The following is an 18,344-nucleotide window of genomic DNA, read 5'->3' on the forward strand; positions in this document are numbered from 1 at the left end:
GCAACCAGATGCCCGAAACCCTGATCAAGGTCGACCTCTCCCAGCCGGCCCCCAGCAACGAGAACGTGCACAACCGCTGGCACCCCGACATCCCCATGGCCTGCTGGGTCAACCCGGGCGACGACTTCGTGCTGGAGACCTACGACTGGACCGGTGGCTTCATCAAGAACAACGACAGTGCCGACGACGTGCGCGACATCGACCTGACGACCGTGCACTACCTGAGCGGTCCCGTCGGCGTGAAGGGCGCCAAGCCCGGCGACCTGCTGGTGGTGGAGCTGCTGGACATCGGCGCCAAGCAGGACAGCCTGTGGGGCTTCAACGGCTTCTTCAGCAAGAAGAACGGGGGAGGATTCCTGACCGAGCACTTTCCGCAGGCGCAGAAGTCGATCTGGGACTTCCACGGCATGTTCACGACCTCGCGCCACGTGCCGGGCGTGAAGTACGCCGGCCTGATCCACCCGGGCCTGATCGGCTGCCTGCCCGACCCCAAGATGCTGGAGACCTGGAACACGCGCGAACAGGCGCTGATCGATTCCGACCCCGCCACCAGCGGCCTGGCCAACCCGCCGTTCGCGGGCACCGCCCACATGGGCAAGCTGACGGGCGAGGCCGCCGCCAAGGCCGCGGCCACCGGCGCGCGCACCGTGCCGCCGCGCGAGCACGGCGGCAACTGCGACATCAAGGACCTGTCGCGCGGCTCCAAGATCTTCTTCCCGGTCTACGTGGACGGCGCGGGCCTGTCGGTCGGCGACCTGCACTTCAGCCAGGGCGATGGCGAGATCACCTTCTGCGGCGCCATCGAGATGGCCGGCTGGGTGCACATGAAGGTCAGCGTGATCAAGGGCGGGATGGCCATGTACGGCATCAAGAACCCGATCTTCAAGCCCAGCCCCATCGTGCCGACCTACAACGACTACGTGATCTTCGAGGGTATCAGCGTCGACGAGAGCGGCAAGCAGTACTACCTCGATGTGAACGTGGCCTACCGCCAGGCCTGCCTGAACGCCATCGAGTACCTGAAGAAGTTCGGCTACTCGGGCGCGCAGGCCTACTCCATCCTGGGCACTGCCCCCGTGCAGGGCCACATCAGCGGCGTGGTCGACGTGCCCAACGCCTGCGCCACGCTGTGGCTGCCGACGCAGATCTTCGACTTCGACATCAACCCGAGCGCGGCCGGGCCGACCAAGTTCCTGGACGGCTCGGTGCAGATGCCGCTGTCGCCCGACCTGACCTGACCTGACTTAACCCTGCGGAGCCGCGGCATGATCGCGCCATGCCGCGGCCGCACCACCATGTCTACGTCGTCCAGCTCGCCGACCAGGTGTGGAACAGCGCGCGCTTTCGCGGTGCCAATCCGGACTACCAGCTCGGCAAGCCCTTCGTCTACGTCGGCATGACGGGCCTGGACCCGGACATCCGCTTCGACAAGCACAAGGCCGGCATCCAGGCCAACCGCTTCGTGATGCTGTATGGCGAACGCCTGCTGCCGGCGCTGTACGACCGCTACAACCCCATGCCCTACCAGGCCGCGCGCGAGATGGAGGTGGAGCTGGGCATCCGCCTGCGCGCGCAGGGCTTCGGTGTCTGGCAGGGCTGAGGTTGCTACGTCATTCGACGTAGTGCGGCGTGCCGCCGCCGTGCGCAGAATGCCTTGGACTTTCCAACCGACCGGACCCTGGCCATGCCCACCTACGACTACGACTGCCCCGGCTGCGGCGGCTTCGACGCCTTCCGCACGCTGGCCCAGCGCAACGAGCCCGCCGCCTGCCCGGACTGCGGCACAGCCTCGCCGCGCGTGTTCGTGAGCGCGCCGCGCCTGGCGCTGATGGACGGTGGCACGCGTGCGGCCATCGGCGTCAACGAACGCGCACGGCACGAGCCCAAGAGTTCGCGCGACTACCAGCGCATGCGGCACCCGGCGGGGTGCGGCTGCTGCAGCACGGGCGGCAAGCGCTCGGCCACCGTGACGGCGCCGAGCGGCGCCAAGGCCTTCCCGTCCAAGCGGCCCTGGATGATCAGCCACTGAGCCGCGCCGAGCGCAGCGTCTGCACCAGCATGCGGTGCAGGCTGTCCACGGCCTGCGAGCCCTGCGATGCCTTGCTGCGGTACACGGCCACCTGCATGGGTTCCATGGGCCCCAGGCCGTGCTCCAGCCCGAGCACCTGCAGGTGCGGCGGCGCGCTGCATTGCGTCAGCGCCGCCACGGCCAGGCCGCTTTCCACGGCGGCGATCTGGCCCGCGAGGCTGGAGCTGTTGTAGACCACCTTGTGCGGCCGGCCCTGCTGCGCCAGTGCGTGCAGCGCGCTGCGCCGGCCCAGGCTGGCGGCCTCGTACACCGCGATGGGCAAGGGCGTGCGCCGCCAGGCCTCGAACTGCGGCGAGCCGACCCAGACCATGGGCTCGTGGAACAGCAGCATGCCGCGCCGCGCGTGGTCGCGCGAGACCAGCGCCAGGTCCAGGTCGCCGCTGGCCACCCGCGGGATCAACACCGTGGACTGTTCGCAGTCGAGCTGGATCTCCACGCCGCCGTGGCGCGGGCCGAAGCGCTTGAGCACGGGCGTGAGGTACTTGCTGGCGTAGTCCTCGGGCACGCCCAGCCGCACCTGGCCGGAGACGGCCTCGTCCTGCAGCGCGGCCTGGGCCTCGGCCTGCAGGTCCAGCATGCGCCGCGCGTAGCCCAGCAGCTGCTGGCCGTCGGGCGTGAGCTGCAGGTGGCGCGGCCCGCGTGCCAGCAGCGGCTTGCCGACGGCGGCCTCGAGTTTCTTGAGCTGCATGCTCACGGCCGACTGGGAGCGGTGCACCTCCAGCGCGGCGCTGGACAGCGAACCCGCGTCGACGCAGGCGACGAAGCTCCTCAACCAGTCGATCTGCAGGTCGCGCATGGATTCGATTTCCGCATGGCAGGGCGGCGAATTATCCGCTTTCCACCGGGCTGGCCGGCCGGCACAGTGCGGCCATGCGTTCTTCCCATGCCGTTTCGCCAGTGCCGCAGCACGGCGCACTCGATGCCCGAGCCACCGGCGTGATGACGCTGCTGTGCCTGCTCTGGAGCCTGCAGCAGATCTCGCTCAAGGCCGTGGCCGATGCGGCCAGCCCCATGCTGATGGTGGCGCTGCGCTCGGGCGTCGCGCTGGCGCTGCTGGCCGCGCTGATGGCCAGGCGCGGCGAGGTGCCGCAGCGCGCACGCTACCCGGCCGGCGTGCTGGTGGGCGCGCTGTTCGGCATCGAGTACCTGCTGGTGACTGCGGCGCTGGGCCTGACGCAGGCCTCGCACGTGATCGTGTTCCTCTACACCTCGCCCATCTTCGCGGCGCTCGGCCTGCAGCGGCGGCTGCCGGCCGAGCGGCTGGGCAGCATCCAGTGGCTGGGCATCGCGCTGGCGTTCTGCGGCATCGCGCTGGCCTTCCTGGGCGGGCAGGGCGGTTCGCCCGACGGCCAGCCGCAGGCCTGGCTCGGCGATCTGCTGGCACTGGCTGCCGGCGCCGCCTGGGGCGCCACCACGGTGGCGATCCGCTGTTCGTCCCTGGCCGGTGCGCCGGCCACCGAGACGCTGCTCTACCAGCTGATGGGCGCCTTCGTGCTGCTGTTGCCGGCCGCGTGGCTGCTGGGCGCGGGGTCGTTCGTGCCTTCGCCGGCGGTGTGGGCGCACCTGGCCTTCCAGGGCGTGGTGGTGTCGTTTGCGAGCTTTCTCACCTGGTGCTGGCTGCTGCGGCGGTACCTGGCCTCGCAGCTGGGCGTGTTCTCCTTCCTCACGCCGCTGTTCGGCGTGCTGCTGGGCGTCTGGCTGCTCGGCGAGACGCTGGCGCCGCGCTTCGTGGCCGGCGGCGGCCTGGTGCTGGCGGGCATCGGACTGGTCGGGGCGCAGGCGCCGCTGCGCCGGCTGGTGGCCGCGCGCCGGCCCGCGACGCGCTGAGTTCCGCCCCGTACGCCACCCGGCGTATATGCCCCCTGGGGGGTTCTCCCTAGGATCGCGTCCAAGGTCAGACAGCGCCGACAGGCCTGCAGGACCGGACAGATCCATCCAACCACCGGGAGCACTCCGAATGCAACGTCGATTCACCCTGAAGGCCGTCACTGCGGCCGTCGCACTGGCCGGCCTGGCCGCCGTTCCCGCCTACGCGCAGGACACCATCAAGGTCGGCGTGCTGCACAGCCTGTCCGGCACCATGGCGATCTCGGAAACCGTGCTCAAGGACACGGTGCTGATGGCCATCGACGAGATCAACGCCAAGGGCGGCGTGCTGGGCAAGAAGCTCGAGCCCGTGATCGTCGACCCGGCCTCCAACTGGCCGCTGTTCGCCGAGAAGACCAAGCAGCTGCTGGGCCAGGACAAGGTGTCGGTGATCTTCGGCTGCTGGACCTCGGTCTCGCGCAAGTCGGTGCTGCCGGTCGTGGAAGAGATGAACGGCCTGTTGTTCTACCCCGTGCAGTACGAGGGCGAAGAGCTGTCCAAGAACGTGTTCTACACGGGCGCCGCACCCAACCAGCAGGCCATCCCCGCGGTGGACTACCTGATGAGCAAGGCCGGCGGCTCGGCCAAGCGTTGGGTGCTGCTGGGCACCGACTACGTGTACCCCCGCACCACCAACAAGATCCTGCGCGCCTACTTGAAGAGCAAGGGCGTGAAAGACACCGACATCGACGAGAAGTACACCCCGTTCGGCCACAGCGATTACCAGACCATCGTGGCCGACATCAAGAAGTTCTCGGCCGGCGGCAAGACGGCGGTGGTCTCCACCATCAACGGCGACTCCAACGTGCCGTTCTACAAGGAACTGGGCAACGCGGGCCTGAAGGCCAAGGACGTGCCGGTCGTCGCCTTCTCGGTGGGCGAGGAAGAACTGCGCGGCGTGGACACCAAGCCGCTGGTGGGCCACCTGGCCGCATGGAACTACTTCATGTCGATCAAGAACCCCGAGAACACCGCCTTCATCAAGAAGTGGAGCGACTACGCCAAGGCCAAGAACATCGCCGGCCACAAGGACAAGCCGCTGACCAACGACCCGATGGAAGCCACCTACATCGGCATCAACATGTGGAAGCAGGCCGTCGAGAAGGCCAAGTCCACCGACGTGGACAAGGTCATCGCCGCCATGGCCGGCCAGACCTTCAAGGCGCCGTCGGGCATCGTCTCCAAGATGGACGAGAAGAACCACCACCTGCACAAGTCGGTGTTCATCGGCGAGATCAAGGCCGACGGCCAGTTCAACGTGGTCTGGAAGACGCCCGGCCCGGTGCAGGCCAAGCCCTGGAGCCCCTACATCGAAGGCAACGACAAGAAGAAGGACGAGCCCGAGAAGAAGTAAGCCCACCCTGCACAGGGAAGGCATGAGAAGGGGCCGAGCGCCCCTTCTTTCACATCAAGACTCAGGGAGTTCCAATTGCGACGCTGGATACGAACGCTGGGCGCTGCGCTGCTGCTGTGGAGCGCGGCCACGCTGCCCGCCCATGCACTGACGGACGCCGACGCCCATGCGATGGCGGCCGGCGACGCCGAAACCCGCATCGAGGCCATCACGCGCGCCGTGACGGCCGCCGTGGAGAAGGCCGACGACAGGACCGCCGCCTTCCTGCAGGCCATGGCGGACGACGCGGTGAAGACGACGGCGGACAGGGCCATCGTCATGAAGGACGACAAGGGCACGGACCCGGTGACGGGCCTGGAGGTGAAGGTGCCCGACGACGCCGAGGACGTCGTCAACAACAACCTGATGCGCAGCGAGCTGGAGGTGGCGCTGGCCGCGCTGCAGCTGGGCAGCGCCGACAACAAGGTGCGCGGCGATGCGGTGAACGCGCTGCTCAAGGCGCCCAGCGAGGCACGGCTGCCGCTGATCGAGAAGGCGCTGGCCGCCGAGAAGGACGCTGCCATCCGCGCCAGGCTGGCGCTGGCCCGCTCGGCCTCGCTGCTGGGCAGCGAGGACGCCGCCAAGCGGCTGGCCGCCGCCAAGGCGCTGGCCGAGAGCAAGACGCCGGACACCAAGCTGCTGCTCAACGAGCGCCTGTCGGAAGAGCAGGACGCGGCGGTCAAGAAGCAGCTGGAGGCATCGATCAAGAGCATCGACGAGGGCCTGGTCTGGGGCGAGCGCCTGGGCCAGGCGTTCACCGGCATCAGCCTGGGCTCCATCCTGCTGCTGGTGGCGCTGGGCCTGGCCATCACCTACGGGCTGATGGGCGTGATCAACATGGCCCATGGCGAGCTCATGATGATCGGCGCCTACGCCACCTATGTGATGCAGACGGTGTTCCAGCGCTACCTGCCGGAGTCGGCCTTCGGCTGGTACCTGGTGGCGGCGATCCCGGTCTCGTTCCTCGCGTCGGCGCTGGTCGGCGCGGCGCTGGAGCGCAGCGTGATCCGCTTCCTCTACGGCCGGCCGCTGGAAACGCTGCTGGCCACCTGGGGCATCAGCCTGGTGCTGATGCAGGCCGTGCGCACGCTGTTCGGCGCGCAGAACGTGGGCGTGGAGAACCCGGCCTGGATGAGCGGCGGCATCGAGCTGCTGCCCAACCTGATGCTGCCCTGGAACCGCGTGCTGATCATCGTGTTCGCCGCGCTGGTGCTGGCCGGCATGGCCTTCCTGATCGGCAAGACGCGGCTGGGCCTGTTCGTGCGCGGCGTGACGCAGAACCGCCCCATCGCCTCGTGCATGGGCGTGAACACCGCGCGCATCGACACCTACGCCTTCGCGCTGGGCTCGGGCATCGCCGGGCTGGCCGGCTGCGCGCTGAGCCAGATCGGCAACGTGGGGCCGGACCTGGGGCAGAGCTACATCGTCGACTCGTTCATGGTGGTGGTGGTCGGCGGCGTCGGCCAGCTGGCCGGCACCGTGTACGCGGCGCTGGGCCTCGGAATCCTGAACAAGCTGTTCGAAGGCTGGGCCGGCGCCGTGCTGGCCAAGATCGCGGTGCTGGTGTTGATCATCGTCTTCATCCAGAAGCGGCCGCAGGGCATCTTCGCGATGAAGGGCCGGAGCGCAGAAGCATGAACACGACGACGACATCCACGATCGAACGCTCGATGGCGGCCGAGGCCGGCACCGAGGTCTCCCCTGCGGCAACGCTGCCCGTGGAGCGGGCCCGGTTGCCGGGCCGCGCACCGCTGCTGAGCGGCAAGGGCTGGGCCGGCTTCCTGGTCGCGCTGATCGCCATCTGCGCGCTGGCGCCGCTCATGAACCTGGTGGCCGCGCCCGGCAGCCTGTTCCACATGAGCGACTACGCGGTGGCGCTGGTCGGCAAGATCATGTGCTATGCGATCGCCGCGCTGGCGATGGACCTGATCTGGGGCTACACCGGCATCCTGTCGCTGGGGCACGGGCTGTTCTTCGCGCTGGGCGGCTACATGATGGGCATGTACCTCATGCGCCAGATCGGCCTGGAGGGCAACTACAAGAGCGAGCTGCCCGACTTCATGGTCTTCCTGGACTGGAAGGAACTGCCCTGGCACTGGACCTTCAGCGGCTCCTTCATCGCACAGATGATCCTGGTGGTGGCGGTGCCGGGGCTGCTGGCCTTCGTGTTCGGCTACTTCGCGTTCCGTTCGCGCATCAAGGGCGTGTACTTCTCGATCATCACGCAGGCCATGACCTTCGCGGCGATGCTGCTGTTCTTCCGCAACGAGACGGGCTTCGGCGGCAACAACGGCTTCACCGACTTCAAGCGCATCCTGGACATCCCGATCGCCACGCAGCAGATGCGCATGACGCTGTTCGTGGTCACGGGGCTCGTGCTGCTGGGCTTCTTCCTGTTCGCGCGCTGGCTGGTGCAGAGCAAGTTCGGCCGCGTGCTGCAGGCGATCCGCGACGCGGAAAGCCGGGTCATGTTCTCGGGCTACAACCCGGTGACCTACAAGCTCACGATCTGGACCATCTCGGCCATGATGTGCGGCGTGGCGGGCGCGCTCTACGTGCCGCAGGTGGGCATCATCAACCCGGGCGAGATGTCGCCGCCGTACTCCATCGAGATCGCCATCTGGGCGGCGGTGGGCGGGCGTGCCACCTTGATCGGCCCCATCGTCGGCGCGTTCCTCGTGAACGGCGCCAAGAGCTGGTTCACGGTGGCCTTTCCCGAGTACTGGCTGTACTTCCTGGGGGCCATCTTCATCTGCGTGACGCTGTGGCTGCCGCAGGGCGTGGTGGGGCTGGTGCGCAAGCTGGCGGGCAAGAACAAGGGGGAGCGGGCATGACGCCGGACCTGATGGAAGAGGGCGCCAGGCGGCTGGCGCGCACCGCAGCGCCCGAGCAGGGCAAGACCGAATCGGGCGGCCGCGAGGCGGGCTTCTCGCGCATCGCCACGCCGGGCGAGGTGGACGTCACGCACGGCCGCATCCTGTACCTGGAGGACGTGCACCGCTCCTTCGACGGCTTCAAGGCCATCAACGGTCTGTCGCTGGACATCGCGCCGGGCGAGCTGCGCTGCATCATCGGCCCCAACGGCGCCGGCAAGACCACGATGATGGACATCATCACGGGCAAGACGCGGCCGGACAAGGGCACGGTGTTCTTCGGCAGCACCATCGACCTGTTGCGCCACACCGAGCCCGAGATCGCGCAGCTGGGCATCGGCCGCAAGTTCCAGAAACCCACGGTGTTCGAGCACCTGACGGTGTTCGAGAACCTGGAGCTGGCACTGGCGACCGACAAGGGCGTGAAGTCGTCCATGCTGTTCAAGCTCGATTCGCGCCAGAGCGACCGGCTGGCCGAGATCCTGCACACCATCCACCTGGCCGACAGCGTGAACCGGCTCTCGGGCAACCTCAGCCACGGCCAGAAGCAGTGGCTGGAGATCGGCATGCTGCTGATGCAGGACCCCAAGCTGCTGCTGCTCGACGAGCCCGTCGCCGGCATGACCGACGAAGAGACGGCGCGCACGGCCGAGCTGTTCCTCACGCTCAAGGGCAAGCATTCGCTGATGGTGGTGGAACACGACATGAGCTTCATCCGCACGATCTCGGAGATCGTCACGGTGCTGTGCGATGGCGCGGTGCTGGCACAGGGCACGCTGGACCAGGTGCAGGCCGACGAGCGTGTGATCGAGGTCTACCTGGGACGCTGAAGGACCAATGACATGAGCATCCTGAACGTCAAGAACGTCAACCAGTACTACGGCGGCTCGCACATCCTGCGCGACGTGAGCTTCGACGCGCAGCTGGGCAAGGTCACCGTGCTGCTGGGCCGCAACGGCGTGGGCAAGACCACGCTGCTGAAATCGCTGATGGGCCTGGTGCCGATCAAGACCGGCGCCATCGAGTTCGACGGCAAGCCGATCCAGGGCCGCACACCCTACGACCGTGCGCGGGCCGGCATGGGCTACGTTCCCCAGGGCCGCGAGATCTTCGCGCGCCTGACGGTGGAGGAGAACCTGCGCATGGGCCTGGCCTACAAGAGCGGCAGCACGCCGATCCCGGCCGAGCTGTTCGAGCTGTTCCCGGTCCTGAAGCAGATGATCAACCGCCGCGGCGGCGACCTGTCGGGCGGGCAGCAGCAGCAGCTGGCCATTGCGCGCGCACTGGCGCCCAAGCCCAAGCTGTTGATCCTGGACGAGCCGACCGAAGGCATCCAGCCCAGCATCATCAAGGACATCGGCCGCGTGATCCGCATGCTGGCCGACCGGGGCGACATGGCCATCCTGCTGGTGGAGCAGTACTACGACTTCGCCGAGGAGCTGGCCGATGAATACCTGGTGATGGAGCGCGGCGTGTTCATCGCGCGCGGGCCGGGGAGCGAGATGCAGGAGAAGGGGATACGCCAGCTGGTGGCGATCTGAGCGGGGCCGGGGCGGCGCCGGCCCGGCTGCGCAAAAACGGTGCCGCCGTGGAGGGCGGCACCTGGACGCGCTTTACAGCGCTGCGTCCTTGAGCTTCTTCAGCGAACGCACCTTCACGCGCACGGTGGCGGGCTTGGCGGCGAACTCGCGCTCGACCTTGGTGAAGGGGTCGATGCCGCGGCGCTTTTTCTTCGCGGGGATCGCGACGGACGTGACCTTGAGCAGGCCGGGCAGCGTGAACTCGCCCAGGCCCTTCTTGTTCAGCGAGGCCACCATCGTGGCTTCGAGTGCGGTCAGCACGGCCTTGACCGCCTTCGGCTCGGCGCCCGACAGTTCGGCCAGGTGCGCTTGCAGGCTGGTCTTGTTGAACGCGGTCTTGATGGGCTTGAGGGGCGCTGCCGCGGCCTTGGCGGGAGCAGCGGCCTTCTTGGCCGGCGCGGCGGCCTTCTTGGCGGGCGCAGCCTTCTTGGCGGGAGCGGCCGCCTTGGCGGTGGCGGTCTTCTTCACGGGAGCGGTTTTCTTAGCAGTTGCCATGTTCGGGATACGTCTTTGGAGTTGGAAATACGCAATGTCGCGCGGCGCGATTCTAGGAAAGTCGCCATGGCGTCCTGAAACCAGTGCCCACGAGGGGCTGCTGCGTTAGCATCGCCGCCGGCCGGCCTTTGCACGCAGCGGGGTTGGCCACGTCGCTCGGACGGTTCCGGGCGCTTACGTGAAAGTCTTTCTATGTCCGCATCTTCTGCAGGCAAGCGCCGTTTCGCGCGCATCGACCGTCTGCCCCCCTACGTGTTCAACATCACGGCCGAGCGCAAGCTGGCAGCACGCCGCGCCGGTGTGGACGTGATCGACATGAGCATGGGCAACCCCGACGGGGCCACGCCGCCGCACATCGTGGCCAAGCTGGTGGAGGCCGCGCAGCGGCCCGACACGCACGGCTACTCGGCCAGCAAGGGCATCCCGCGGCTGCGCCGTGCGATCTGCCACTGGTACCAGGACCGCTACGGCGTGGCGTTCGACGCCGACACCGAGGCCATCGTGACCATCGGCTCCAAGGAGGGCCTGGCGCACCTGATGCTGGCCACGCTGGACCGCGGCGACACCGTGCTGGTGCCCGACCCGAGCTACCCCATCCACATCTACGGCGCGGTGATCGCGGGCGCCGACATCCGCTCGGTGCCGATGGCGCCCGACATCGACTTCTTCGGCGAGCTGGAGAAGGCGATCCGCGGCAGCTACCCCAAGCCCAAGATGATCGTGCTGGGGTTCCCGTCGAACCCCACGGCGCAGTGCGTGGAGCTGGACTTCTTCGAGCGCGTGGTGGCGCTGGCCAAGAAGCACGACATCTTCGTCGTGCACGACCTCGCCTATGCCGACATCGTGTTCGACGGGTGGAAGGCGCCTTCCATCATGCAGGTCAAGGGTGCGCGCGACATCGCGGTGGAGTTCTTCACGCTGTCCAAGAGCTACAACATGGCGGGCTGGCGCATCGGCTTCATGGTGGGCAATGCCGACCTGGTGGCGGCGCTCGCGCGCATCAAGAGCTACCACGACTACGGCACCTTCACGCCGCTGCAGGTGGCCGCCATCGCCGCGCTGGAAGGCGAGCAGCAATGCGTGAAGGACATCGCGCTGCAGTACCAGCGCCGGCGCGACGTGCTCTACAAGGGCCTGACCGAGGCCGGCTGGGCAGTGGAATGCCCCAAGGCCTCGATGTACATCTGGGCGCGCATTCCCGAGGCCTACCGCGCGATGGGTTCGCTGGAGTTCAGCAAGCAGTTGCTGGACAAGGCCCGCGTCAGCGTGTCGCCCGGCATCGGCTTCGGCGACCATGGCGACGAGCACGTGCGCTTCGCGTTGATCGAGAACGAGGCGCGCATCCGCCAGGCCGTGCGCGGCATCAAGACCATGTTCAAGGCCGACGGGCTGATGTGACCGGCCGGTGCCGATAGTGATCATGCGTTATCATTAAAGCCTTGCGAGGGCACCCGCCCTCGCTTTGCTTTTCGAACACTCGCGCATTGCCATGGATCTGCTCGGCATCCTGATCGCCACCCTGGTCGCCGGCGTCGGCAGCGTCTGGCTCGCGGCGCTGCTGCTGCGGCTGGCCGCACGCCAGCGCCGGCTCATCGCCGACCGCCGCTACCTGCTGAGCTTCGCGGCTGGCGCCTTGCTGGCCACGGCCTTCGTGCACCTGCTGCCCGAGGCCTTCGAGAGCGGCATGAACCCGGCCCTGCTGTTCGGCGTGCTGCTGGCCGGGCTGGTGGTGTTCTTCCTGCTCGACAAGGTGGAGCTGTGGCACCACGGGCACGAGCACGCGGACCATGGCCACGGCCATGCGCATGGGCACGAAGGGCATGCGCACCACCATGGCCACCACCACGGCGGCAAGGGCGGCGGCTGGGCCGTGCTGGCCGGCGACAGCGTGCACTGCTTCGGCGATGGCATCGTGATCGCCTCGGCCTTCACGGTCAGTCCGGCTCTGGGCGCGGTGGCGGCGCTGGCGGTGCTGGCGCACGAGGTGCCGCACCACATCGGCGACCTGGTGGTGCTCGATGGCGGCGCCGGTGCGCCGCGTGCGGCGGTGTTCAAGCTCACGCTGGCCGGCATGGTCACGGCCCTGGGCGGCCTCGTCGGCTGGTGGCTGCTGGAGCGGCTGCAGCCCTGGCTGCCGTACTTTCTCGTGGTGGCCGGCAGCAGCTTCGTCTATGTGGCCCTGGCCGACCTGATCCCGCAACTGCAGACACGGCTGACCAAGCGCCAGACGGCGGCCCAGGTCAGCTGGCTGGTGGCCGGCATCCTGCTGGTCGGTGTGGTGGGGACCTTGGCCCACCGCGGGCACGACCATGGCCACGAACTCGGCCACGAACGCGGCCATGACGGTGTCACGCAGTCCCACGACCATGAGGGCGAGCACGCCCACGGGCATGCGCCTGCGGCGCCGGCCGCCTTCAAGTAGGGAACTTCCAGGCCGCTGCGGCGGTCCGCTTGGCTACAACACGACAAGGCAGCATGTCCATTTCCTCTCCCACCCTGATCTGCCGCCTGCTCGCGGCGGCCGGCCTGGCGCTGGCCCTCGGCGCGCCGGCCCTGGCACAACATGACCACAAGGCCCATGCGCACGGCCGCATCGAACTCGACGTGGCCGTGGACGCCCAGCGCATCAGCCTGCGCATGGAGTCGCCGCTGCACGACCTGCTGGGCTTCGAGCGCGCGCCGCGTTCGGTGGCCGAGCGGGGCCGCGTGACGGCGCTGGCCGAACGGCTGCGCGCGGCCGACAAGCTGTTCGTCGTCGATGCCGCGGGCGAATGCCAGCTGGCCGACGCCACGGTCGAGGCGCCCGTGCTCGGCCTGGGCGCGGCTGCGCCGGCCGCTTCCGCCGCGTCCACGCCCGCTGCGGCACCCGAGGCCGAGGCGCATGCCGATCTCGTGCTGACGGCCAACTTCGACTGCCGCAAGGCCGCGGCCGCGCAGCACATCGATGTGCGCCTGTTCGACGCCTTCCCGGGTGTGCGCACCGTGGCCGCGCAGGTGGCCGGCCCCAAGGGCCAAAGCCTGACGCTGCTGCGCAAGGCCGCGGCGCGCCTGCCGCTCGCGGGCAAGTGACCACCCCCGTGCTGCAGGTCGACGGCCTGCGCTTCGCCTGGCCCGGCAGCCAGGCCGACTGCCTGGACATCCCGGCGTTCACGGTCGCTGCCGGCGACACCGTCTTCGTGCATGGTCCCAGCGGCTGCGGCAAGAGCAGCCTGCTGGCGCTGGCGGCCGGCGTGCTGCTGCCCCAGCATGGCCGCGTGGCGCTGTGTGGGCGCGATTGGCAGGGCCAGGGCCGCGCCGCGCGCGACCGCTGGCGCGTGGACCACGTGGGCATCGTGTTCCAGCAGTTCAACCTGCTGCCCTACCTGAGCGTGCTCGACAACGTGCTGCTGCCGTGCCGCTTCTCGGCGCAGCGCCAGCGCGCGGCCGCGCAGCAGGGCGGCTCGGCGCGCGCGCAGGCCGGCCATTGGCTCGCGGCCATGGGCCTGGACGAGGCGCTGTGGACGCGCCAGCCCGGCCAGCTGTCGGTCGGGCAGCAGCAGCGCGTGGCGGCGGCGCGCGCGCTGGTCGGCATGCCGGCCCTGGTGATCGCCGACGAGCCGACCTCGGCGCTGGACGAAGACCGGCGCGATGCCTTCGTCGACCTGCTGCTGGCGGCCTGCGCGGGCGCCGGCAGCGCGCTGCTGTTCGTGAGCCACGACCGGCGGCTCGCGCCGCGCTTCGGCCGCCAGGTGGCCTTGCCCGAACTCAACCGCGCTGCGGACGGGAAGGTGGCGGCATGAAGCCCTTCCTGGCCGTGCTGGCGCTGCGCAGCGCCTGGAACCGCCGCTTCACGCTGGCGCTGACGATGGCGTCGATCGCGCTGTCCACCTTCATGCTGCTGGGCGTGGAACGCATCCGCAGCGATCTGCGCGACAGCTTCGCCTCGGCCGTGTCGGGCACCGACCTCATCGTCGGCCCGCGCACGGGCTCGGTGCAGCTGCTGCTGTATTCGGTGTTCCACGTCGGCGGCGCGCGCAACAACATCGGCTGGAACACGGTGCAGGCGCTCAAGGCGCAGCCGGCCGTGGCCTGGGTGGTGCCGCTGTCGCTGGGCGATGCGCACCGCGGCTTCCCTGTCGTGGGCGCCAGCGGCGAGATCTTCGAGCGCTTTCGCCATGGCGAGGGCCAGCCGCTGCGCCTGGCGCAGGGCCGGGCCTTCACGCAGCTGTTCGACGCCGTGATCGGCGCCGAGGTGGCCGAGCGCCTGGGCTACGGCCTGGGCCAGCGCATCACCTTGGCGCACGGCGGCGGCGAGCTGGAGCAGGACAGCCATGCCGACAAGCCCTTCGGCGTGGTCGGCGTGCTGGCGCGCACGGGCACCCCGATGGACCGCAGCGTGCTGGTGAGCCTGGAGGCGATGGAGGCACTGCACGCCGACTGGATCGGCGGCATGCGGCTGCCCGGCCGTGCGGGCGCGGCGCTGCCGGCCGACCTCACGCCCAAGTCCGTGACGGCCGCGCTGGTGGGCCTCAAGAGCCGGGCGCAGGTGTTCTCGGTGCAGCGCTGGGTCAACAACTATGGCGGCGAGCCCGTCATGGCGATCCTGCCGGGCGTGGCCATGGACGAGCTGTGGGACGTGATCGGCCCGGGCGAGCAGGCCCTGCTGGCCATGTCGGGCCTGGTCGCGCTGGTGAGCATGGCCGGCCTGGTGGCCGTGGTGCTGGCCGGCCTGAACGAGCGCCGGCGCGAGCTGGCCGTGCTGCGCGCCGTGGGGGCCGGCCCCGTGCAGGTGATGGGCCTGCTGGCGCTGGAAGGCCTGTGGGTCACGCTGGCCGGGCTGCTGCTGGGCCTGGTGGCGCAGTGGGCCGTGATCGCCGCGGCCGGGCCCTGGCTGCAGGCGCAGTTCGGCCTCGGCCTGCAGCTGGCGTTGCCCAGCGCAGCACAATGGACCCTGCTGGCCGCCTTGCTCGCGGCCGGATTGCTGGCCAGCCTGGTGCCGGGCTGGCGCGCCTACCGTTTGTCCCTGGCCGACGGCCTGACCCCGAGGATTTGAGATGTTCCAAGACCATGACCGCATGCCGACGCGCCGGTTTGCCCTGGCCGCCTGTGTTGCCACCGCACTGGCGCCGCTCGCCGCGCAGGCCGCCCAGTTCCGCGAGATCACCTGGACCGAGCTCGTGCCGGCCGGTTGGGATCCGGCCAAGGACCTGCAGGGCCTGAGCGGTGGCGCAGGCGGCCTGCAGGACACCGACCCGCGCGCCAAGGAGCTCATGGACAAGCTGCGCGAGATCTGGGACAACGCGCCCACGGTGCCCGCCATGAGCGGCATCGACGTCAAGCTGCCCGGCTACCTGGTGCCGCTGGAGGAGGGCAAGCAGGGCATCCGCGAATTCCTGCTGGTGCCGTACTTCGGCGCCTGCATCCACACGCCGCCGCCGCCGTCCAACCAGATCCTGCTGGGCCGCGCGGAAAAGCCGTTCACCGGCCTGCGCACCATGGATGCGATCTGGGTCTATGGCCGCCTGGAGATCGAGCGCGCGCCCTCGGCGATGGGCGTGGCCGGCTACACCATGCGCGTGGCCAAGGTCGAGAAGTACAGAGAGAAGTAGGCGTGGAGCGCACGTCACGCCAGCGCGACGCGATCCGCCAGGCCCTGGTGCAGGCCGGCCGTCCGCTGCTGCCCACCGAGATCCTGGCCGCGGCGCAGGCCGAGGTTCCTGCGCTGGGCATCGCCACCGTCTACCGCAACCTCAAGCAGCTGGCCGAGGCCGGGGAGGTGCAAAGCGTGGAGCTTCCGGGCGAAGCGCCGCGCTTCGAGCCGGGCGGCCACCACCATCACCACCACTTCAGCTGCACGGTCTGCCACCGGGTGTTCGACGTGCACGCCTGCCCCGGCGACATGCAGAAGCTGGCGCCGCCCGGCTTCTCTGTGGAGCGCCACGAACTCACGTTGTACGGCCGCTGCGACGAGTGCGCGGCGCCCAAGGCAGGCCGGCGCGGCACAGCCGCACGGCGTGGCTGAGAAAAGCGCCTGCCGACGGGCTTTTGTCCCACAATGGTCCGGCGGGCCGATGGCGAGAATGCGCTCGTTGGGCGCGCTGGCCCGACCACAGGAGGACGTATGGACAGCTTGCGAACGCGTGCGGTGTTTGCCGTCGGTCTGCTGGCGTGCGCCGGGGCTCTGGCGCAGGGCAGCGCCAACCCTGCACCTGCCGGCTCCCCTGGTTCCACCGGCTCCAGCTACGAATTGCGCCCGAGCGGCTGGCTGCCGGGTGGTGGCTACGCCGGGCTGAACCTGGGCCGTCCGAGTTACCGCCTCGACTGCGGCATCGGCGGCTGCGACCAGCCCAGCCTGTCGGGCAACGCCTATGTCGGTGCCATGTTCCACCCCAACTTCGGTGCCGAGGTGGGCGTGCTGGGCATGGGCGAGGTCGAGCGCGCAGGCGGTGATGCCCGGGCCGAGGGCGTGAACTTCAGCCTGGTCGGCCGTGCGAATGTCGGTGCCGGCTTCGGCGTGTTCGGCCGCATCGGCACGACCTGGGGCCGCACGCGCATCGATGCTGCGCCGGGCGCCGGCATTGCCACCGGCCGCGCCAGCGGCTGGGGGCCGGCCTATGGCGTGGGCGTGGACTGGGCCTTCAGCAACAACTGGTCTGCCGTACTGGATTGGCAGCGCCACCGGTTCGACTTCGCTGGCGACGACAATGCCTGGGTCCGGTCGACGAGCATCGGGCTCAAATACCGCTTCTAGAAACTGCCCCATGCCCCAGACCCGCATCCTGTACGTCGAAGACAACGAAGACCTGCGCGATTCCATCGCGATGGTGCTGGAAGAAGAGCCCGATTACGCCGTGACGGTCTGCACCACGGGCGAGCAGGGCCTGGCGCTGCTGGAGCAGGGCGACTGCGACATCCTGATCACCGATGTGGGCTTGCCCGGACTGTCGGGCGTGGAACTGGCGCAGCGCGTGCTTGCGCGCAAGCCGGCGCAGCAGGTGCTGCTGTGCTCGGGCTACGACATGGGCGGCGAACTCGCCGCGCTGGGCCCGCATGTGCATGCACTGACCAAGCCGTTCGAACTCGACGAGCTGGAGGCCTTGCTGAAGAAGATGGCGGCCTCGCTGCGCGGAGCAGCCTGAATCCATTGCCGAGTCACCTTTGGCGCCGCCGCAATGGCGCGCGCCGGGCACGCGGTGTCAATTCAGTCGCGGCGCTCCATCCATCCGACGGCCTGGTCGCGCAATTGCACGATGCGCGACCAGCTCATGCACATGCGCGCGTAGGCGCGCAGCACATCGGTGCTCACGGGCGCGTCCATGCCGTCCAGTGCAGCAGGTTCCAGGCGGCTGCGCGCCACGGTCTCGAACTCGCTGCTCGCCTGCATCCACTGGTCGGCCAGGTCGCCGTAACCGGAGTTGCGCAGCGTCAAGCGTGCGTCGTCCGGCCTGTGTTCCTCGATCAATGCCAAGGCCTGTGCCTGTTGCAATTCCATGTCGCGCTCCCCGTCTGCTGCGCTACTGCGCCGCTGCTTCCTTTGGTACGCGGCGATCTTCAGCGGCGGCTGCCGTGCCGTTTGTAGGCGGTTGGCGCATCCGCATGTGCGCCGTCTCCGTGCCGCACCCGAGGGGCCGGGGCACGGATGGCAGGCTGCCGATCGGCCCACGCGAGTTCTCAGGACCACGGATGGCGCGGCCGGGGAGAACGGCGCACGCGGTTCGGTGGCTCCGGCCTACAGCGCATGCAGCAAGGGTGGCTGAGCATCGCGCTGCACGATGGGCGTGCGCTCAGGATGGAGGATCCAATGAAGAAGTTTGTGTTTGCAATCGCTGCTGCCTTGACCGTTGCCACCGCCTCTGCGCAGATCGGCAAGGCCGCGTCCGAGGCCACCGATGCGGCCAAGCACAAGATCGACCAGAAGCGGGCCGAGAGCGAGGCCGAGAAGAGCGGCCCGGTCGGCAAGGCGGTCAACAACGTGAAGTCGGGCTACCACAAGAAGCAGTCCGAACGCTCCGCCGACAAGGCCAAGAAGGCGATCAAGAACGCCGGCTGAACGGCGCTGGCGCAGGCCT

The 18,344-nt window shown here is 69.0% G+C and carries 22 protein-coding genes; 19 read left to right on the forward strand and 3 right to left on the reverse strand.

The features are described from left to right. The first annotated feature begins 8 nt into the window (after window positions 1–8). From fmdA to ASF44_RS15565, 3 genes are all read left to right on the forward strand, one after another. Entirely contained in the window at window positions 9–1,238 is a 1,230-nt protein-coding gene (gene fmdA, locus ASF44_RS15555) for a formamidase (protein ID WP_056900130.1), read from the forward strand. 38 nt (window positions 1,239–1,276) lie between these two features. After that, on the forward strand, window positions 1,277–1,600 hold the full coding sequence (locus ASF44_RS15560; RefSeq protein ID WP_056900131.1) for a hypothetical protein: 324 nt from the start codon (window positions 1,277–1,279) through the stop codon (window positions 1,598–1,600). Window positions 1,601–1,684: 84 nt separating this feature from the next. Next, window positions 1,685–2,029, forward strand: a complete 345-nt coding sequence (locus ASF44_RS15565; protein WP_056900132.1) for a zinc ribbon domain-containing protein — start codon at window positions 1,685–1,687, stop codon at window positions 2,027–2,029. Here ASF44_RS15565 and ASF44_RS15570 read toward each other — a convergent pair. Next, window positions 2,019–2,885, reverse strand: a complete 867-nt coding sequence (locus tag ASF44_RS15570) for a LysR family transcriptional regulator (protein WP_056900133.1) — start codon at window positions 2,883–2,885, stop codon at window positions 2,019–2,021. The genes ASF44_RS15565 and ASF44_RS15570 overlap by 11 nt on opposite strands. A 74-nt stretch (window positions 2,886–2,959) precedes the next feature. Between ASF44_RS15570 and ASF44_RS15575 the strand changes: the two genes are divergently transcribed. The 6 genes from ASF44_RS15575 to urtE all read left to right on the forward strand — a co-directional run bounded on the left by ASF44_RS15575 (window position 2,960) and on the right by urtE (window position 9,762). Then, window positions 2,960–3,916, forward strand: a complete 957-nt coding sequence (locus ASF44_RS15575) for a DMT family transporter (RefSeq protein WP_056900134.1) — start codon at window positions 2,960–2,962, stop codon at window positions 3,914–3,916. A gap of 130 nt (window positions 3,917–4,046) precedes the next feature. Beyond that, on the forward strand, window positions 4,047–5,309 hold the full coding sequence (gene urtA / locus ASF44_RS15580) for an urea ABC transporter substrate-binding protein (protein ID WP_056900135.1): 1,263 nt from the start codon (window positions 4,047–4,049) through the stop codon (window positions 5,307–5,309). A 111-nt stretch (window positions 5,310–5,420) separates the two neighbouring features. Beyond that, a complete protein-coding gene (gene urtB / locus ASF44_RS15585) occupies window positions 5,421–6,986 on the forward strand; it encodes an urea ABC transporter permease subunit UrtB (protein WP_056900307.1) in 1,566 nt (521 codons plus the stop codon). After that, the gene (urtC, locus tag ASF44_RS15590) at window positions 6,983–8,182 is read left to right on the forward strand and encodes an urea ABC transporter permease subunit UrtC (protein WP_369820928.1); all 1,200 of its coding nucleotides are present in this window, start codon (window positions 6,983–6,985) and stop codon (window positions 8,180–8,182) included. The genes urtB and urtC overlap by 4 nt, the downstream gene beginning before the upstream one ends. After that, on the forward strand, window positions 8,179–9,051 hold the full coding sequence (gene urtD / locus ASF44_RS15595; protein ID WP_056900136.1) for an urea ABC transporter ATP-binding protein UrtD: 873 nt from the start codon (window positions 8,179–8,181) through the stop codon (window positions 9,049–9,051). Before urtC ends, urtD begins: the two co-directional genes overlap by 4 nt. An 18-nt stretch (window positions 9,052–9,069) precedes the next feature. After that, entirely contained in the window at window positions 9,070–9,762 is a 693-nt protein-coding gene (gene urtE / locus ASF44_RS15600) for an urea ABC transporter ATP-binding subunit UrtE (protein ID WP_056900309.1), read from the forward strand. 72 nt (window positions 9,763–9,834) lie between these two features. Here urtE and ASF44_RS15605 read toward each other — a convergent pair whose 3' ends face one another. Continuing rightward, entirely contained in the window at window positions 9,835–10,296 is a 462-nt protein-coding gene (locus tag ASF44_RS15605) for an HU family DNA-binding protein (RefSeq protein ID WP_056900137.1), read from the reverse strand. A gap of 192 nt (window positions 10,297–10,488) precedes the next feature. Here ASF44_RS15605 and alaC point away from each other — a divergent pair, with 192 nt between their 5' ends. The 9 genes from alaC to ASF44_RS15650 all read left to right on the forward strand — a co-directional run bounded on the left by alaC (window position 10,489) and on the right by ASF44_RS15650 (window position 17,414). After that, window positions 10,489–11,694, forward strand: a complete 1,206-nt coding sequence (gene alaC, locus ASF44_RS15610) for an alanine transaminase (RefSeq protein WP_056900138.1) — start codon at window positions 10,489–10,491, stop codon at window positions 11,692–11,694. Between the two features lie 91 nt (window positions 11,695–11,785). Continuing rightward, window positions 11,786–12,718, forward strand: coding sequence for a ZIP family metal transporter (locus ASF44_RS15615; protein WP_082524817.1), 933 nt, complete (start codon window positions 11,786–11,788; stop codon window positions 12,716–12,718). Between the two features lie 53 nt (window positions 12,719–12,771). Beyond that, window positions 12,772–13,365 (forward strand): DUF2796 domain-containing protein, encoded by a 594-nt coding sequence (locus ASF44_RS31825; RefSeq protein ID WP_056900139.1) that lies wholly within the window; start codon window positions 12,772–12,774, stop codon window positions 13,363–13,365. After that, the gene (locus tag ASF44_RS15625) at window positions 13,362–14,075 is read left to right on the forward strand and encodes an ATP-binding cassette domain-containing protein (RefSeq protein WP_056900140.1); all 714 of its coding nucleotides are present in this window, start codon (window positions 13,362–13,364) and stop codon (window positions 14,073–14,075) included. The genes ASF44_RS31825 and ASF44_RS15625 overlap by 4 nt, the downstream gene beginning before the upstream one ends. Beyond that, on the forward strand, window positions 14,072–15,328 hold the full coding sequence (locus ASF44_RS15630) for an ABC transporter permease (protein WP_056900141.1): 1,257 nt from the start codon (window positions 14,072–14,074) through the stop codon (window positions 15,326–15,328). The genes ASF44_RS15625 and ASF44_RS15630 overlap by 4 nt, the downstream gene beginning before the upstream one ends. Window position 15,329: 1 nt before the next feature. Beyond that, entirely contained in the window at window positions 15,330–15,884 is a 555-nt protein-coding gene (locus ASF44_RS15635) for a DUF3299 domain-containing protein (RefSeq protein WP_056900142.1), read from the forward strand. A 2-nt stretch (window positions 15,885–15,886) separates the two neighbouring features. Continuing rightward, window positions 15,887–16,297, forward strand: coding sequence for a transcriptional repressor (locus tag ASF44_RS15640; RefSeq protein ID WP_056900143.1), 411 nt, complete (start codon window positions 15,887–15,889; stop codon window positions 16,295–16,297). 99 nt (window positions 16,298–16,396) lie between these two features. Beyond that, on the forward strand, window positions 16,397–17,026 hold the full coding sequence (locus tag ASF44_RS15645; RefSeq protein ID WP_056900144.1) for an outer membrane beta-barrel protein: 630 nt from the start codon (window positions 16,397–16,399) through the stop codon (window positions 17,024–17,026). 10 nt (window positions 17,027–17,036) lie between these two features. After that, a complete protein-coding gene (locus ASF44_RS15650) occupies window positions 17,037–17,414 on the forward strand; it encodes a response regulator (protein ID WP_056900145.1) in 378 nt (125 codons plus the stop codon). Between the two features lie 62 nt (window positions 17,415–17,476). Here the strand turns inward: ASF44_RS15650 and ASF44_RS15655 are convergent, their stop codons facing one another. After that, a complete protein-coding gene (locus ASF44_RS15655) occupies window positions 17,477–17,767 on the reverse strand; it encodes a hypothetical protein (RefSeq protein ID WP_056900146.1) in 291 nt (96 codons plus the stop codon). A 342-nt stretch (window positions 17,768–18,109) separates the two neighbouring features. On the opposite strand from ASF44_RS15655, the gene ASF44_RS15660 reads away from it, so the two are divergent. Further along, the gene (locus ASF44_RS15660) at window positions 18,110–18,325 is read left to right on the forward strand and encodes a hypothetical protein (RefSeq protein WP_235579231.1); all 216 of its coding nucleotides are present in this window, start codon (window positions 18,110–18,112) and stop codon (window positions 18,323–18,325) included. The last annotated feature ends 19 nt before the right edge of the window (window positions 18,326–18,344 follow it).

Source organism: Pseudorhodoferax sp. Leaf274 (assembly GCF_001422445.1).
In the GTDB taxonomy this organism is placed as follows: Bacteria; Pseudomonadota; Gammaproteobacteria; order Burkholderiales; family Burkholderiaceae_C; genus Pseudorhodoferax.

Bases quoted from the DNA above. Each gene is read 5' to 3' on its own strand.
- ASF44_RS15565 (WP_056900132.1), top strand. From the start codon at position 1,685: ATGCCCACCTACGACTACGACTGCCCCGGCTGCGGCGGCTTCGACGCC.
- fmdA (WP_056900130.1), top strand. From the start codon at position 9: ATGCCCGAAACCCTGATCAAGGTCGACCTCTCCCAGCCGGCCCCCAGC.
- urtD (WP_056900136.1), top strand. From the start codon at position 8,179: ATGACGCCGGACCTGATGGAAGAGGGCGCCAGGCGGCTGGCGCGCACC.
- ASF44_RS31825 (WP_056900139.1), top strand. From the start codon at position 12,772: ATGTCCATTTCCTCTCCCACCCTGATCTGCCGCCTGCTCGCGGCGGCC.
- ASF44_RS15575 (WP_056900134.1), top strand. From the start codon at position 2,960: ATGCGTTCTTCCCATGCCGTTTCGCCAGTGCCGCAGCACGGCGCACTC.
- ASF44_RS15650 (WP_056900145.1), top strand. From the start codon at position 17,037: ATGCCCCAGACCCGCATCCTGTACGTCGAAGACAACGAAGACCTGCGC.
- urtC (WP_369820928.1), top strand. From the start codon at position 6,983: ATGAACACGACGACGACATCCACGATCGAACGCTCGATGGCGGCCGAG.
- ASF44_RS15615 (WP_082524817.1), top strand. From the start codon at position 11,786: ATGGATCTGCTCGGCATCCTGATCGCCACCCTGGTCGCCGGCGTCGGC.
- ASF44_RS15655 (WP_056900146.1), bottom strand. From the start codon at position 17,767: ATGGAATTGCAACAGGCACAGGCCTTGGCATTGATCGAGGAACACAGG.
- ASF44_RS15560 (WP_056900131.1), top strand. From the start codon at position 1,277: ATGCCGCGGCCGCACCACCATGTCTACGTCGTCCAGCTCGCCGACCAG.
- ASF44_RS15570 (WP_056900133.1), bottom strand. From the start codon at position 2,885: ATGCGCGACCTGCAGATCGACTGGTTGAGGAGCTTCGTCGCCTGCGTC.
- ASF44_RS15645 (WP_056900144.1), top strand. From the start codon at position 16,397: ATGGACAGCTTGCGAACGCGTGCGGTGTTTGCCGTCGGTCTGCTGGCG.
- ASF44_RS15630 (WP_056900141.1), top strand. From the start codon at position 14,072: ATGAAGCCCTTCCTGGCCGTGCTGGCGCTGCGCAGCGCCTGGAACCGC.
- alaC (WP_056900138.1), top strand. From the start codon at position 10,489: ATGTCCGCATCTTCTGCAGGCAAGCGCCGTTTCGCGCGCATCGACCGT.
- ASF44_RS15605 (WP_056900137.1), bottom strand. From the start codon at position 10,296: ATGGCAACTGCTAAGAAAACCGCTCCCGTGAAGAAGACCGCCACCGCC.
- ASF44_RS15635 (WP_056900142.1), top strand. From the start codon at position 15,330: ATGTTCCAAGACCATGACCGCATGCCGACGCGCCGGTTTGCCCTGGCC.
- urtA (WP_056900135.1), top strand. From the start codon at position 4,047: ATGCAACGTCGATTCACCCTGAAGGCCGTCACTGCGGCCGTCGCACTG.